Origin of the sequence: Treponema denticola (assembly GCF_024400535.1) — a bacterium.
Classification (GTDB): Bacteria; Spirochaetota; Spirochaetia; order Treponematales; family Treponemataceae; genus Treponema_B; species Treponema_B denticola_C.
This window is the reverse complement of sequence record NZ_CP038800.1, coordinates 618,360-632,961: the sequence shown is the minus strand read 5'-3', so window position 1 is coordinate 632,961 and position 14,602 is coordinate 618,360. Positions and strand designations below refer to the sequence as shown.

Annotated in this window: 13 protein-coding genes and 1 tRNA gene; 9 read left to right on the top strand and 5 right to left on the bottom strand. The window is 38.2% G+C overall.

The window, feature by feature from the left end; translation table 11 throughout:
* Nucleotides 1-24 precede the first annotated feature (24 nt).
* Nucleotides 25-2,082 (bottom strand): methyl-accepting chemotaxis protein, encoded by a 2,058-nt coding sequence (locus E4N78_RS02900; RefSeq protein WP_255811580.1) that lies wholly within the window; start codon nucleotides 2,080-2,082, stop codon nucleotides 25-27.
* 294 nt (nucleotides 2,083-2,376) lie between these two features.
* Between E4N78_RS02900 and E4N78_RS02895 the strand changes: the two genes are divergently transcribed.
* The 4 genes from E4N78_RS02895 to E4N78_RS02880 all read left to right on the top strand — a co-directional run bounded on the left by E4N78_RS02895 (nucleotide 2,377) and on the right by E4N78_RS02880 (nucleotide 7,839).
* Nucleotides 2,377-3,045, top strand: coding sequence for a LolA family protein (locus E4N78_RS02895; RefSeq protein WP_255811579.1), 669 nt, complete (start codon nucleotides 2,377-2,379; stop codon nucleotides 3,043-3,045).
* Between the two features lie 15 nt (nucleotides 3,046-3,060).
* A complete protein-coding gene (locus E4N78_RS02890) occupies nucleotides 3,061-4,182 on the top strand; it encodes a helix-turn-helix domain-containing protein (protein ID WP_255811578.1) in 1,122 nt (373 codons plus the stop codon).
* Between the two features lie 6 nt (nucleotides 4,183-4,188).
* On the top strand, nucleotides 4,189-5,628 hold the full coding sequence (rimO, locus tag E4N78_RS02885; RefSeq protein WP_255811577.1) for a 30S ribosomal protein S12 methylthiotransferase RimO: 1,440 nt from the start codon (nucleotides 4,189-4,191) through the stop codon (nucleotides 5,626-5,628).
* Nucleotides 5,629-5,766: 138 nt separating this feature from the next.
* Nucleotides 5,767-7,839, top strand: coding sequence for a sodium-translocating pyrophosphatase (locus E4N78_RS02880; RefSeq protein WP_255811576.1), 2,073 nt, complete (start codon nucleotides 5,767-5,769; stop codon nucleotides 7,837-7,839).
* A 99-nt stretch (nucleotides 7,840-7,938) separates the two neighbouring features.
* Here the strand turns inward: E4N78_RS02880 and E4N78_RS02875 are convergent, their stop codons facing one another.
* Entirely contained in the window at nucleotides 7,939-8,973 is a 1,035-nt protein-coding gene (locus E4N78_RS02875; protein ID WP_255811575.1) for a PTS sugar transporter subunit IIC, read from the bottom strand.
* A 41-nt stretch (nucleotides 8,974-9,014) separates the two neighbouring features.
* A tRNA-Ala gene (locus E4N78_RS02870) sits at nucleotides 9,015-9,087 on the bottom strand.
* A gap of 114 nt (nucleotides 9,088-9,201) precedes the next feature.
* On the opposite strand from E4N78_RS02870, the gene E4N78_RS02865 reads away from it, so the two are divergent.
* Complete coding sequence (locus E4N78_RS02865) at nucleotides 9,202-9,711, top strand: hypothetical protein (protein ID WP_255811574.1); 510 nt, start codon at nucleotides 9,202-9,204, stop codon at nucleotides 9,709-9,711.
* A gap of 68 nt (nucleotides 9,712-9,779) precedes the next feature.
* Here the strand turns inward: E4N78_RS02865 and E4N78_RS02860 are convergent, their stop codons facing one another.
* Nucleotides 9,780-10,898 carry a protein-glutamate methylesterase/protein-glutamine glutaminase gene (locus tag E4N78_RS02860; protein ID WP_255811573.1) on the bottom strand — a complete coding sequence of 373 codons (1,119 nt, stop codon included), beginning with the start codon at nucleotides 10,896-10,898 and terminating at the stop codon, nucleotides 9,780-9,782.
* Nucleotides 10,899-10,937: 39 nt separating this feature from the next.
* Nucleotides 10,938-11,753: a CheR family methyltransferase gene (locus E4N78_RS02855; protein ID WP_255811572.1), complete on the bottom strand. Its 816-nt coding sequence runs from the start codon at nucleotides 11,751-11,753 to the stop codon at nucleotides 10,938-10,940.
* A gap of 130 nt (nucleotides 11,754-11,883) precedes the next feature.
* Between E4N78_RS02855 and E4N78_RS02850 the strand changes: the two genes are divergently transcribed.
* Genes E4N78_RS02850 through pth form a run of 4 tightly spaced genes read left to right on the top strand, consistent with a single transcriptional unit; the run spans nucleotide 11,884 to nucleotide 14,550 of the window.
* Complete coding sequence (locus E4N78_RS02850) at nucleotides 11,884-12,468, top strand: hypothetical protein (RefSeq protein ID WP_255811571.1); 585 nt, start codon at nucleotides 11,884-11,886, stop codon at nucleotides 12,466-12,468.
* Nucleotides 12,458-13,174 (top strand): LptA/OstA family protein, encoded by a 717-nt coding sequence (locus E4N78_RS02845; protein WP_255811570.1) that lies wholly within the window; start codon nucleotides 12,458-12,460, stop codon nucleotides 13,172-13,174. Before E4N78_RS02850 ends, E4N78_RS02845 begins: the two co-directional genes overlap by 11 nt.
* A 4-nt stretch (nucleotides 13,175-13,178) precedes the next feature.
* Entirely contained in the window at nucleotides 13,179-13,916 is a 738-nt protein-coding gene (lptB, locus tag E4N78_RS02840) for an LPS export ABC transporter ATP-binding protein (protein ID WP_255811569.1), read from the top strand.
* Between the two features lie 22 nt (nucleotides 13,917-13,938).
* A complete protein-coding gene (gene pth / locus E4N78_RS02835; RefSeq protein WP_255811568.1) occupies nucleotides 13,939-14,550 on the top strand; it encodes an aminoacyl-tRNA hydrolase in 612 nt (203 codons plus the stop codon).
* The last annotated feature ends 52 nt before the right edge of the window (nucleotides 14,551-14,602 follow it).

The window sequence follows — 14,602 nt, the reverse complement described above, 5'->3', positions numbered from 1 at the left end:
GCTTTATTATTGAAGTTTTAACACCTAAACCTTAAACTGCCTCATTTCCTTTGCAAGACTATTTATGCTGTCTTGATGGGTTTGACTCATAGAATCTATTTCGTTAACAGCCTTATTTATCTCTTCTGCATCAACAGACATATCATTCATGCCCTTTGTAATAACTTCGCTTATTTTCGATATATTCTGCATCTCTTGTGATACAGTATTGCTGCTCATAAGCATTTCGGTTGAACTTTCTTTAACCGACGCAGTAGCTTCAATAAAGCCTGAAATAGCTTTTAAGACCTCTTCGCCTCTTGCAATTTCTTCTTTCATTGCCTGCATTATCATATTTTCTTGATTTCTTACAGCTTCAGTAAGCCTAAAGTTTTCCATAAAAAGCTCTTCGGACTTTATGCTGTCAGATGCAATCTTATCTATCTTTAATTTAAGATTTTGTAAAACGGTTGTTATGGTTTTTCCCTGCGTACTGGACTCTTCAGACAGCTTCCTTATTTCATCGGCAACAACGGCAAAGCCCTTTCCTGCCTCGCCGGCATGAGCCGCCTCAATAGCGGCATTCATCGCAAGAAGATTTGTTTGGCTTGCAATATGCTGAATAATCTTTCCGGCATTTAAAAGGCCTTCAGACTCTTCACTCATTTCGGATGTAAGTTTTGCAGACTCTATCGAAGACTGCTTTACATAGCCGGAGGCTTCTTCCAGCCGTGTAATTAAATCCCTATTCTTTTCCAAAATACCGCCCACATTCTTAATATTAAGTATAAGCTGTTCCATTGCCGAAGAAGAAACGGTCATACTTGCAGACTGATTTTCAATATGAGAATCAAGCTTTTCAATATTTTGAAGGAGTATACCTATTGAAGTTCCCGTATGATCAATACTTGAAAATTGTTTTGAAATTTTTTCTTTTATTTCATCAATGTTTGAGGTTATCTGATTTATAGAACCGGCAGTCTGGGCTATACTTCCTACCAGCTCTTCACTAAAATTCCTCATTATATCGGTATTTTCAGATGCCGTTTTGATGGAAGAGCATATCTTTGATATAGTCTTATTAAAATAGGCTGATAATTTTGCCGTTTCATCCCGACCCCTTATAGGCAGCCGGACAGTCAAATCTCCCCCGCCCTCAGAAATATCTTTTAACACATAAAGCACTTTTTTTATTGGGTCAGTAATTCTAAGGACAATTATTATAAAAGCTAGAAGAAATATCAGTAACACGGCTAAACTTATACTAATGATAGAGCTTATAGCTGAATAATATTCTGCATAAACCTCGTCTTCCTGAATCAATCCTACTATTTTCCACTCAAGCCCTTCTATAATCTTTGTATAAGTAAGCCAATACTTACCGTCAATAAAAATTCTCTTATTTATTGAATCTTTAAGCTTAGCCAAATCAGGAATTGGAACATTAGAAATATTTTTAAAGTTAAAATCCATATGCTTAGGATCAGCCAATATCGTCCCATCCTCTTGAATAAGCATAAAATATCCTTTTGTTCCAAGCTTAGATTTGGAAATCATATCGGTTAAAGTTTTTAGAGTAACTTCAATACCTGCAACCCTTAAAAATTCGCTGTTTTCAGAAAAAACACTTTTGTAAAGACCGATAACGGTATCTCCGACTGTAGATTCAAAAGCTTCGGCTATTACCGTATCTCCATTCGCAGCAACGGCATCTTCATACCATTTACGCTTGCGGGGATCAAAAAAAGCAGGCATTTCTCCGTCATAACTGGTAACCGAACCGCCCCACTTTGTTCCCATATAAACTTCAACATATTCCGGAAAACTTGAAAATAAGTTTCTAAAAACATCAACTATATTTTTTTCCGTTTCACTTCTATTTACAGCTTTTAAGCTTGTTTTAGTCTCCGATAGGGCAAAAGAATTTATAGATCCGTCTGCAGACCTAACGTCTTTATTTTGTGAAACGGATAACAGAACAGATTTTGCATTATCAAAAAATATTGTAAACGCGTTAGATATATATTCCAGATCACGAGGAATAACCCTATCTACCCGCTTTAAATTTTCCCGCTTAATATTCTTTCCGATAATATATACCATTAAGCTTGTAAAAACTAAAATAGTAAATACAAAAAACAGTATTATTTTATACCTAATAGAAAAAAGTCTCTCTTTTTTTCTGTGATGCCGGTGTCTATCATAATAGTTCTCCCTAAATATTTTCAATCTCATTTCGGTTTTAAGCTTTGCTTATTCTGTATCTATAATAATTTATTTATATGTACCGCTCTCGTAAAACAAAAAAGTAAAAAACTCGTTACAAGCGAATACACATATTTTTTCAAAATGCGTCTACTTGACTTTATAGCTTTTTTTTGCTTTACTGTGAGATACATGAAAAAAAATATAAGTGTTATTTTATTTATTCTCATAGGTTCGCTTTGCTTTTCTCAAAATATAACTACTGCAGGCGATTTGTTTAATTCAGTTTCCGATAGGTATGCTCAAATACAGGATTATATTGTCGACATGAATATAGCTGCCGGATCGTCAACACAACAGGCCACAGCAATGTTTAAAAAACCGGATAAACTTCGCTTAGACTTTAAATCCCCTGCAGAACAATGTATTGTTTTTAACGGAAATACTCTTTCAATTTACCTGCCTCAATACAGAACAATTCTAACCCAAGATGTGGAACAGAGCAATGCCGGAGGATCATCGTTAGCAACACCTCAAGGTTTATCTCTTATGAAAAGAGGCTACACAATTCAATATGAGGTTACATCGGCTCCTCAGCCGTTGGAGGAAGGCTCATCGGAAAATGTTATTATTTTGCTTATGAACCGAAAATCCGCAACAGAAGCATTTAAAACCCTGCGTGTTATGATTTATCCTGACGGTAAATTAATACGCCGAATCGAAGCTATTCCTGTTTCAGGAGGTAAGATAGTTTTTGATTTTTACAATTACAGAATAAATGCCGGCGTCGGCAGTAAGAATTTCGTATTTGATGCGCCTTCGACCGCAAAAACTTTTAATAATTTTCTTTTTGTCGATTAATTTGGGAGATAAAAAATGAATAAAATCGGAAGTCTGCTCACAGAAACAAGAACAAAAAATGAGCTTGAATTAGACCAAGTAGCAAGAGAAACGAACATAGCTAAAAGATATTTGGAAGCCCTGGAAAATGGAGATTACGAAGTTTTTCCGGCAGAGCCTTATGTTGTAGGTTTTTTAAGAAGCTACTGTGAATATTTAGGGCTTGATCCCGATGAAACAATAAATCTTTATAAGCAAGTAAAAATACAGGAGACATCACTTCCTCCCGATGCCTTACTGCAAAAAAGAAGTTTTTCTTTCTCCAAACCTTTAATTATAGGCTTAGGTATTTTAGCTGCTCTTGCCCTTATAATAACCCTCACTTTTTTTGCCGTTAAAGACTGGATACCGGCTATTCGTCAAAAAAAACTTGAAGAAAACTCAAAGGTAAACATCATAGAAAAAAGGGAAGCAAAACTATACGAAATAACTCAGTCAAAATTTGAAGAAAGAATATTTGAAGGAGACTCTTTACAACTAAGTATAGAAAATAAAAAATATACAATCGAAGTGGAAAAAATCAGTCCCAAATTAACTTTAAAAACAGATGCCGGTACGCAAGTTATAAGTCTTGGACAGACCGTAAAAATAGATCTCAACAATGATTTAACCATTGACCTAGAGATATCCTTAGAGGATATAGATAAAAATAATCCCAATACCGGGGCCCTTGTTTCAATATTGAGCGGGGCATCAATAGATCAAGATGACTTAAGCCCGTCTAGCTCAGATCTGGTAATCACCGAACCCAATTCTGCAGCAGCCTCTTCTTACAAGGTTCTTTTTGAAAGCGGCTCAGCCTACCCCGTTACCTTAAATGCAGTTTTCCGAGGTTATTGCCTTTTCAGACATGAGGCAGATAGAAAAAATAGAGAAGAACGCTATTACCAAAAAGCCGAACAGCTGACCGTTCAAGCCAATGACGGCTTAAGAATTTGGGCTTCAAACGGCAATGCCGTAAAACTCCAAGTTGTAGCAGGAGGCAAAACCGTTGATCTTGATATCAGCCGCCCCGGAGAGGTCATAGTAAAAGACCTAAAATGGATAAAGGATGACCAGACCAAACGCTATAAATTTATAGTGATAGATGTTGACTAAAATTAGATGCCTTCAAAGAAATTTTTTATAGATTTGCATGGCTGTGCAAAAAATCAGGTAGATGCAGAGCTCATTATCGGTATAATGGGTCAATTAGGATGGGAAAATACTCTTGATCCAAATGAAGCGGAGCTTATAATTGTCAACTCTTGCGGATTTATTAACTCTGCAAAGGAAGAGTCTCTCAACTCTGTTTTACAGGCTAGACTGGAATATCCAAAAGCAAAAATCCTTTTAGCAGGCTGCCTAGCAGAGCGCTATGCTGAGACTTTAAAAAAAGATTTGCCTGAAGCAGACGCTATTTTTGGAAACGGAAATCTTTCCCTTTTACCCCAAATAGTGAATACACTGTTTTCAAAAAAGCCGGAAAATAAAAAGCTGACCCGTAATATCCTAGTTCCGCCTCAGATAGGTGTCTGCGGAGGGGAAAGGCCGCAAATACTTAATTTTCCACGTTCGGCCTATATTAAAATAACCGAAGGCTGTGATAACTTTTGCAGCTTTTGTGCTATCCCGATTATAAGAGGAAGGCTTAGAAGCCGCCCTATAAAAGAAATTTGTGATGAAATAGAAACTTTTCTGGAAAGAGGCTTTTATGAGTTCAACTTGATAGGTCAGGACTTAGCGGCCTATCAAACAGGAAAAGATGACACCAAAGAGCCTAAAGAGAGCTCCAAGTCCGGCTTAGCATCACTTTTAGAGGCTATCTCAAAAATAAAAGGTTCTTTTAAAATTCGCCTCCTTTATATCCATCCCGATCATTTTCCCCTCGACATACTCGATATAATAACTCAAGATAAAAGGTTTTTACCGTATTTTGATATACCTTTTCAATCCGGGTCGGAAACAATAATCAAGGCTATGAATAGAAAAGGCTCTGCTGAAAAGTATCTGGAATTGGTTCAAGCCATAAGAGAGGCTTTTAGAAAATCGGCAAGTCCTTATGGAGAGCCTCAAATACGCACAACTTTTTTGGCGGGCTTTCCGGGAGAAACCGAAGAAGATTTTAAAAAAACTGCCGAATTTTTAAAAAAACTGCAGCCCCTGTGGTCGGGAGGTTTTACATATTCCAGAGAAGAAAATACGGCTTCTTATTCCTTTAAAAAACCTGTGCCTAAAAGGACGGCAGAAAAAAGGCTTGAAGAAATCAGACTTATTCAAAAAGAAATTACCGAAAAAAAACTTGAATCCTTTATCGGTACCGAAACGGAAGTCTTTATTGAAGAGCTAATCCCTACAGAGGAAGATGATAAAACAGAAGACGATAAAACTTTTTTAGCCCTCGGAAGAGCATGGTTTCAGGCTCCCGATGTAGACGGAGCTGTAATTTTAAACTTTACTTATGAAAAAAAGGATTCGGAAGGCAAGGATATTGCTCCGGGCTCCATAGTCAAAGCAAAAATCATAGCCCGTAATGGTTTTGACCTTGAAGCCGGAGTTTTATAAAACAGGTTTATAAAAACCTCTCAATTAGATTCTGCTGCGGCTATTGCATAACTATTAAAAATATGCTAAATTTAAAGATATTATGACGGAAAAACCGTATAATCTATTTCAAGTTGTACAATACAACAGGAGGAACAAATGAGTATTTCACTCGCATTGTATGCTGTGCTTGGAGGCGGGATTGCAGCCCTAGCTTATGCACTTGTAAGAACCTTGTGGATTTATAAACAAAAGGTTTCAGATCAGTCTTTAAAAGAAATTGGAGGCCATATAGCCGATGGGGCCATGGCTTTTTTAAGAAGAGAATATTTAACTCTTCTTCCTTTTATCGCCATAGTTGCCGTTTTTTTAGCTATCGGAAATAATGGAGCTCTTAGGTTCCAGTCCCTTTCATTCTTGCTCGGCGCTCTTGCTTCAATGTCGGCCGGATACATAGGTATGCGTGTTGCAACACAGGCCAACTCACGCACAACACAGGCTGCGAAGGATCAGGGCCTAAACGGAGCTTTAAAAATTGCTTTTTCAGGCGGAAGCGTTATGGGAATGAGCGTTGTCGGTCTTGCTTTTATAGGCCTTTTTATCGTTCTCATTCTTTCTACTTCAATTTTAGGAACAAGTGAAGATGTACTAAAAGACATTATTTTACCCTTAGCCACAGCTTTTTCTTTGGGAGCATCCTCGATTGCTCTTTTTTCACGTGTAGGCGGCGGTATTTATACAAAGGCTGCCGACGTAGGAGCCGACCTTGTAGGAAAGGTTGAAGCAGGTATCCCCGAAGATGACCCCAGAAACCCTGCCACTATTGCAGACAACGTAGGCGACAATGTAGGAGACGTTGCAGGCATGGGTGCCGACCTTTTTGAATCCTTTGTCGGTTCGTTGGTAGGAGCAATGATCTTAGGCCTAATCATAAATACACCCGATTCTTCTTTAAAAATTAAGATGATGATTTTGCCCTTGCTGATTTCGGTTGTAGGCCTTGCAGCCTCTTTAATCGGAACATTCTTTGTAAAGGCAAAACCCGGTTCAAACCCTCAAAAAGCCCTTAACACAGGAACTTTCGGAGCCGCAATCGTTGCAACCATCTTTGTTTTCTTCCTGGTAAAATTCATCATGGGCGATGCAACATTTAACGGAACCCAAGGATATTTACATGTATTTGCTTCTACAGTAATAGGTCTTGCCGCAGGCGTTTTAATCGGTATCATTACCGAATTCTACACAGGTACAGGCAAAAAGCCGGTTAAAGGCATAGTAGATGCTTGCGAAACAGGAGCTGCAACCACGATTATTTCAGGTTTAGCCGTAGGTATGAGAAGCGCCTTCCCTGTAATGCTTTTAATCGGAGCTTCAATCTTTTCAAGCTTTATGTTGGCAGGCCTTTATGGTGTAGGTATAGCTGCTGTAGGTATGTTGGTAACCCTAGGAATCCAGCTTGCAGTTGATGCTTACGGCCCAATAGCCGACAATGCAGGCGGTCTTGCCGAGATGGCAAACTTCCCCAAGGATGTCCGCAATATTACTGACAGCCTTGATGCTGTAGGAAATACAACAGCCGCTATCGGTAAGGGTTTTGCTATCGGATCAGCTGCTTTAACAGCCATCATCCTCTTTACCTCATTTAAAGAGCAGTCCGGTGTAGCAAGCGTAGATATTACAAACATTAACGTTCTTGTCGGCGTTCTTTTAGGAGGAGTTTTCCCCTTCTTGTTCTCAGCCTTAACAATGTCGGCTGTAGGAAAAGCTGCTCATAAGATGATCGAAGAAGTTCGCCGCCAGTTTAAACAGCACCCCGGCATCTTGGAAAATACCGAAAAACCGGATTATAAGAGGTGCGTAGATATCAGTACTCAGGCTGCATTAAAAGAAATGATTATCCCGGGTCTTGCTGCAATTGTTACCCCCATCATTGTAGGCTTTGCAGGAGGCCCCGCAATGTTAATCGGTCTTTTGACAGGCGTAACCGTATCGGGCGTTGTATTGGCAGTCTTTATGTCCAATGCAGGCGGTGCATGGGATAATGCAAAGAAGATGATTGAAGGCGGAATCGCAGGCGGAAAAGGCTCACCTTCTCACAAGGCCGCTGTTGTAGGCGACACTGTAGGAGACCCCTTCAAAGATACTTCCGGTCCCTCCATCAACATATTGATTAAGCTTATGTCAATGGTTTCATTGGTTATAGCTCCTATGCTAAAAGCTTTTTGGGGCTAAATAAAACAGCTTGTTAAACAAAAAAAGACGGCAGTAAATGCCGTCTTTTTTTTATCAGTGTTGCTGATTTCTCCCGTAAAATTTATTATAAAAAACGCTTTAAAGATCCAGCTTTAAATCCCCATCCTTAATCCAATTTATCTTTCTTAAAATAAAGGTAAAAAATAATGCTAATACAGCCGGCAGGATAAAGTGTAAAAGAAAAATAGCAAAATATGTGTCTAGGCCTCCCTTCCCTATAGAGTCCATTGCCGTTATAGTTCCAATTTGACCGACAAGGCCGCAGGTTCCCATACCTGAACCGAGGGGGATATTTTCCATTTTAAAAATAATAGTAGCCAAGGGGCCTAAAATAGCCGCCGTCAAGGTCGGCGGTATCCATATCCTAGGGTTTTTGATAATATTGGGCATGTGGAGCATACTTGTTCCTATGCCTACGGCAAAACTTCCTCCAAGCCCGTTATCCCGATAACTCATAACCGCGAAGCCTATCATCTGAGCGGCACAGCCGACGGTTGCAGCTCCTCCTGCAAGCCCTGCAAGAGAAAGCATCATACAGATGGCAGCACTGCTTATAGGCAGGGTAAGAATAATGCCGACCAACACTGAAACCGTAACTCCCATCCAAAAGGGCTGGAGGGTAGTAGCGTCCATAATGATTTTTCCAAGCCAAGTCATAAAAGAGGACATTCCCGGCCCTACCAAGGCCGCAATTATAGTACCGGAAATAATAGTTACCATAGGGGTAACGATTAGATCAATCTTTGTTTCGCGGGAGACAGCCTTTCCAAGCTCGGTGCTGATTATCGTTGCGACAAAGGCGCCTACAGGCCCGCCAAGCTTGTTCCCTGCAAAGCCTACTATCGTTGCCGAAAAAAGCACAAAGGTGTGGGCTTTTAAAGCATGGGCTATGGCTATACCGATTGCGGCCCCCGTCATATCTCGGCAGATCGGCCAGACGGTTTTAGTCAAAAAAGGAATATTAAGTTTAAGACCGATACTGTTTAGTATGGTACCTACCAAAAGAGAAGAAAAAAGCCCCATCGCCATCGCACTCATAGCGTCGATAAAATAACGCTTAGCCGATATTTCGATGTTCTTTTTAACCAAAAAGTTTTTAAAAGAGTGGTTCATTTAAGATGCTCCCGGAATATATTTTTTAGCGGAAAAGGTATTGGAGAATATGGGAATCGAACCCACGACCTATTGATTGCGAACCAATCGCTCTACCAACTGAGCTAATTCCCCAAAGCTGTAAATAAACTCATTGCAAGAATTATGTTGCTTAATGTTACATCAAATAAAAAAAAAAAGCAATCAGGTATCTTGTTTTTTTCAAATTTTTTGCGTAGAATATAAAACATGAAAAGAAGCTTTATTTTATTACTTACCATAATGAGTATTGTACTCATAGGCTCATGTGAAACCCTAAAATCTACACAAAAAGAAGATAAAAGGTCTTCTCAGCTAAAAGAAAAAATCGTTTTAGCGCCACTTGACGAATATATAACCGAAAGGGTTTGGAGACTGGCCGGCTGCTATCTTGAAAACGGACAGTATATGTTTTTAGATGCAAATATGCTTACTTCCCGTATTAAGTTTTTAAAGGATGGAAAATTTGAAGCTACCAGCGGAATAAGCGACTATACCGGAATATGGAAACAAAAAACAAAGACAAAGCAAACAGAATACTTTTTTAATTTTCAAATAAATGAAAAAAAGCATGTCGACCCGTCAAATACTATAGGAAAGCCATTTGATAAGGCCTTTGAGCAAAATTTAAAAAACACAGAGATTCTTAAACTTACAGTAAATGAAATAAAACTTTATTCAAAATACGGGGAGCTCTTATTACATTTTATCAGGCTCTAAATCTATTTTAAAATGTGAATAAAAAACCGTCCTTTACCGGACGGTTTTTTTTATACCAGCTTAAATTTTTAGGCAAATTCCTTGCCGTAGCGGTTTATGGCAGCAGCCATATTATCAAGGCTTACCTGCTCCATAACGCCTCCCATTTCCCATGCGACACGGGGCATACCGTATACGACTGAAGAGGCCTCATCTTGGCCTATCGTGCGGGAGCCTTCGGTGTAGAGCCTTGTAATATTTTGAGCTCCATCTTTGCCCATACCTGTCATTATTATACCTAGAGCATGATTTTGATATTCCTTTGCAACCGATTCAAACAGAACATCGACGCTGGGCTTATGACCGCTTTGAGGTTCCGTATCTATAACTTTTGCAACAGCGGCAAGAGAACGCTTTTCTACAATCAAGTGTTTTCCTCCGGGAGCAATGAGAATGCGGCCGGGCTTTATAAGATCACCGTCTTCGGCTTCTTTCACTTCAAGAGGACAGATCTTATCCAAACTTGCAGCAAATTCTTTTGTAAATCCTGGGGGCATATGCTGTACAACAACTATGGGCTGGGGTAAATCCTTATCAATAGATGCAAATACTTGACGAAGAGCATTCGGGCCTCCGGTTGAAATACCGATAGCAATAATCTGAATATTTCCATGCTCTCTTTGAGCCTTAGGTTTTTCTTCTTTTTGAGGCTCAGGAGCTGCCATAGGCTTGGGGAGAGGACTTTTAAATGTGTCCGAAACAGGGTGCTTTGTATCTGTGCCTCTTGTACCTGTTTCAATTTGATGACGCCGGCCGTAGGCAAGCAGCATTTTTGAAAGGGTTTCTGAAACTGTAGTTAGATTAGCAGATTCAGAGCCAGAAGGCTTTGTAATAAAGTCGCAAGCTCCAAGTTCTAAACAATCCATAGTAACCTTAGCACCCTCTTTTGCAATACTGGACAAAATTACTACAGGGATTTTTATATTTTGTTTTTTTAACTCCCTTAAAAATTCTATGCCGTTCATCTCAGGCATTTCCAAGTCCAAAACAATCACATCAGGCATTACACGGTCAAGTTTTTGAAGTGCAAACCGGCCGTTCATAGCCTTATCGGCAATCTTTAACCCGGGTGTAGCCTCAACAATCTTCCCTATCAGGTTTCTCATCAATGCCGAATCATCTACTATCAAAACACGAATATCTTCCATAAAAAGACTCCTCTAAAAAGATATATAAAAATTGTAAAATTAAAATCCCTTTTGATAAAAACACGCCCAATCCGTTTTTACAAACTTAAATTGAGTTTCCATACCGAATAAAGACTCGGAATGTCCTATAAATAAAAATGACTTTGGCGACATAGCACGCCAGAACCTATCAATAACATCTTTTTGTGCAGGTTCGTCAAAATAGATCAAAACATTGCGGCAAAATACAAGATCAAAGTCGGTATGTTTTGAATCATGCTTTAAATTGTGGTAGTCAAAATTTACCATCTGCATTATGTCTTTTTTTACCTGGTAACCGTCATTTACCTTATCAAAATAAAGCTTTAAATAATCTTCCGGAATTCCGGCAACTCTGGATTCTTGATAAAAGCCTGTTTTTCCGACAAGAAGACATTTTAGAGATAAGTCGGAGGCTGTAATTTCTGCTGAAAATCCTGCGGGAAGATGTTTTTTCATAACCATAGCTATGGTATAAGGCTCCTCTCCGGTTGAGCAGCCGGCGCTCCATATTTTAATTTTATTTTTACCTGAGGCTCTTTTTACCTTTACAAGTTCAGGAATAACATAGTTTTCTAATGCATCAAAATGAGGCTGATTTCTAAAAAATCTTGTAAGATTCGTTGTAACAGAGTCTAAAAGATTCTTTTGCTCTTCCGAGTTCTTTATAATCATTTCATAATAATCCGAAACCTTTTCAAGCTGCTTTTCCCTAAGTTTTCCTTTTAATCTGCTTTCCAAAATAGACCTATTAGTATCGGAAAAAGTAATACCGCTTGCGGTATATATCAAATCGCTAAACATACGGAATTCTTGATCAGTTAAAAATTCTGACATACTCTAGGCTCCTAGTTATCTTTAAATTTATTTTTTTACATTTTCTCCATAGTTTACGCCCTATACCTAATTATGTCAATCGGCAGTCAAGGCTTTTGACTAAGATTAAAAAAGATAGTATAATAAAACTATGTTCAAGAAAGCTAAATTTTTATTTATAGCCTCTATTCCAGCCATTATATCACTTTCTTGTAGTTTAAACTATAGTAAAGAGACACAAAATTTTGAAAAAAAACCGAATTTTGTATTTAAAAATGCAAATTTGGACAAATATGAGGACTCATCCCTAAATTTAAGAGTGAATTTTACTGAGCTGGAAATTTACGATCCTGATAAGGTATGGGTCGGGAAAAACTTGAGATTTTTTAAAGCAGACAAAACTAAGCCTCAAAATGATAAAATAAGCGCCGAATTAAAAGGAAGAGCAGGAATCGTAAAAATAGATGAAAAAAACAATAAATATTTTTTAGGTAAAAAAGTTTTCTTTGAAGATTTAAAAGAAAACCTTGCCATCTCAGGAGATGCTTTCTTTTGGGATAAAACCGAAAATATTTTATACGGAACGGAAAAAGGAATAGTAAGCTTTAAAAAAGGCGATGAATTTTATATTGAAGGAACAGGTTTTATAGCAAATACATTATCAAAAGAATTTGAATTTGTACAGTCAGTAAAAGGGAATATAAATTCAAAGGAGGAGCAAAAAAATGGAAACTAAAAAATACAAACATAAAATATTTTTTATATCATGTCTTTTTACTTTTCTCTTTTTAATAAAGATTGATGCACAAAGCTCAAAGATAAGTTTTAAGGCCGATAAGGTAACAGCCTCTGTAGCAGAAAATAAAAAATCTACCAACTTGATAGGAAATGCTGAAGTTAAGGTAGACAGCCTTACCATATCTGCTAACAGTATAGAAATTTTTGGAACAGACTACAGATATGTCAATGCAAGCGGTTCGGTTAATGGCGAAGATATTGAAAAAGGATATAGTTTTAGTGCAGATTTAATCAAATTCGACCGCAAAACCGATACCGTTACAATGTTCGGTAAAGTAGAGCTTAAAGATTCAAAAAATGATGTAAGCATAAACTCTGAAAATATGGAATATAAAAAAAAGCAGGAAGTCATGGTTATGCGCTTTAGCGTAAAAATAGTCAATAAAGATATAAGCTGTAACTCGATGTTTGCACTGTATAACCGCAATGAATCAAGATTGGAATTGACCGGCCGTCCGGTGGTAAAAAAAGGACAGGATGAATTTAAGGCCGGGAAAATATCGGTTAATCTGGACACTGAAGACATTATACTGGACGGAAGAGTTCGGGGCTCGGTAGAGCAAAAAAAAGAAGAAAAACAGGAAGAAAAAGATACGGCAGTACAAGAAGCGGAACCGCTTACTAAAGAAATTAAACAGGAGTAATCCTATGTTCAATACAAAGAGTATTCTAAAGGTAGAAGGCTTAAATAAATTTTTTAGAAAAAAACATGCTGTGAATAATTTAAGCTTTTCGATGGAGCAAGGCGAGATCGTAGGTCTTTTAGGCCCTAACGGTGCAGGAAAAACTACATCTTTCTATATGATTGTCGGCTTTTACAAACCAAACTCAGGCGATATCTATATGGATGGAATAAAGATAACGAATCTGCCTATGTACAAAAGAGCCCATGCAGGCATTTCCTACCTGCCGCAAGAAGCTTCCGTCTTTAGGAAGCTTACGGTAGAACAAAATATATATGCTATATTAGAGACCCGCAAAGATCTTTCTAAGGAGCAAAAAAAAGAAAAACTGGATTTTCTTCTCGAAGAATTCGGTATAACTGAAAACCGTAAACAGCAAGCCTACACCCTTTCGGGCGGCGAAAGAAGAAGAACGGAAATCGCAAGGGCCCTGGCTATTGAGCCCAAATTTCTACTTTTAGATGAACCTTTTGCAGGAATCGATCCGATTGCCGTACATGATATAAAGAGTATAATAAGGATATTAGCAAATCAAGGCATAGGAATTCTAATCACTGATCACAATGTCAGGGACACTTTAGAGATAACCGATAGAGCCTACATAATAGGGAATGGAGAAATTGTAGAACAGGGCTCACGGGATGAAATTCTAAACTCTGAAATTGCCAGAAAGATCTATCTGGGTGAAGAATTCAAAATGTAATCGGCTTAGAATTGAGGATAAGATGCTGGAATTAATTGTTTTTTTAGGAAACTACGGAAAAAAGTACGAAAACACAAGGCATAATGCCGCCTGGGTTTTATGTGATGAACTGGATATAAGTAAAAATGTTCTATGGCAAGATAAATTTAAGGGACAATATGCAAAAGTTTCTTCTGCCTTAACTGACGGAAGGGCAGTTCATCTATTAAAGCCGGAGACTTATATGAACCTTTCTGGAGAAAGCGTCGTTGCAGCATCTTCTTTTTTTAGGATAAAACCCGAAAATATCTTGATAGTACATGATGAGCTGGAGCTAAAACCCGGTATTATAAGCTTCAAATGGTCGGGAGGGCTTGGCGGCCATAACGGTTTAAGATCTATAAAAACAACCTTGGGTACAGCCGATTTTTTCAGGCTGAGGATAGGCATAGGCCGCCCCGATTTTTCTGCTCAAGGCGGAGATTCCACCCCCGATATTTCAGGTTATGTACTTTCGCGTTTTTCTCAATCGGAATTAAATGTTTTAAAGAGCCAAGTGCCATCGGTAAATCCTTTTTTCCAAAAGATACTGCAAACAGAAGAACCCCAATCCTGTATAAAGGAATGGGCAAAAGTCCTGCCTCCTCAAGCCTAAACTTTCTTGCTTAAGATTTTTTTTATTTTTCCGAAACTTAAATGAGGAATTA